The sequence below is a fragment of the Helicobacter sp. 11S02629-2 genome, from assembly GCF_002272875.1.
Lineage (GTDB): Bacteria > Campylobacterota > Campylobacteria > Campylobacterales > Helicobacteraceae > Helicobacter_I.
In genome coordinates this window covers 1-1,170 of record NZ_MLAN01000041.1, presented here as the reverse complement: position 1 = coordinate 1,170, position 1,170 = coordinate 1, and the positions used below count along the sequence as shown (strand labels likewise).

The following is a 1,170-nucleotide window of genomic DNA, read 5'->3' as shown; positions in this document are numbered from 1 at the left end:
TTCTTGACTAATTTTAGGAGTTGTAGTAGCATTTTGTGGTATATCAGTCTTGTTGGTTGAGGACGTGATATCTGTAAAAGCTTCAGGCGAGTATACTCTGGGCTTGTTGGACTGATATATCACCGCTGCCCCGTTTTTGACTTTATTAAGTATATTGTTACTAGTTTTTGGTGCATTAGACACTGAAATAAAATATGTTTCAAGCTCTTTATTAACACTAGTAAAATACATTGCATCATCCATTCTTTTAGCAAATACAATCCCTCCATATATGTCTTTAAATACCATGTCTGGACTTTCTAAAGTTGGTCTTAGCTCTTTTATATATTTAGTTCTATCTCTCCCTACTAGCTTTTTAAAACTACCTAAAGTTACTCTTACTTCTTTGCCTAGTGCATCTTGCAATTCATTAGGAAGCTTAGGTATAAAGTCATCTTCTAGTCTTTTAAGCCCTAAAGTCTCTATCCATTCTTTTACTACGCTAGGACTTGCTGTAATTTTCTTGCTTACATCATTACTCTTGTAAGTGAAAGTATAAGGTTTATAAGTCTCATCTACTTTAGGGCCCTTCCTTTTTACTTACTTCTTGACTAATTTTAGGAGTTGTAGTAGCATTTTGTTGTATATCAGTCTTGTTGGTGGTATAGGATTGCGAAGCCTGTAAAAGCCGATGCGAGAGCAGACCTGAGGCTTCTTGACTGGTATATACAACTTCTCCCCCATCCCTTATTTTGTTATTTAAACTTCTTATCTCTTTTATCCCATTAGATATGCTTACTAAGTAGTCACCCTTATCCAGACTTACATTAACAAAAAAGTCCTCATCTTTTAGATGCTTTATCATCAAAAAGCCTTCTTTACTATCTTTTATTATCATCTCAGGATTTTCTAGTACTTCTTTTATTTGTGGGATATACTTTTGTCTACCTTGACTTACTAGCTTTTTAAGGCTACCAAGCTGTACTTTTATATCCTTGCCTTCTAATGCGTTCTTTATCTCTTTTGACTGTGAAGGGATATAGGTATCTTCTATATTTTTTAAGCCAAAAGTATCCATCCACTCTTTTTGAACTTCAGGGCTTATAGTATAAGCCTTGCCATTTTTGTCTATAAAGTCTAAAGGTGCTAATCCTTTTTGAAACTGCTTTAATATTTTAGGGCTCTTCCTTT

2 protein-coding genes are annotated in these 1,170 nt (G+C 34.3%); both read right to left on the bottom strand.

The features are described from left to right. Positions 1-465 (bottom strand): PBECR2 nuclease fold domain-containing protein (locus BKH40_RS08560; protein WP_257842550.1); only part of this gene is annotated, 465 nt, incomplete at its 3' end. Positions 466-559: 94 nt separating this feature from the next. Then, on the bottom strand, positions 560-1,170 hold a 611-nt coding region (locus BKH40_RS08835), incomplete at its 5' end, for a PBECR2 nuclease fold domain-containing protein (protein ID WP_257842549.1).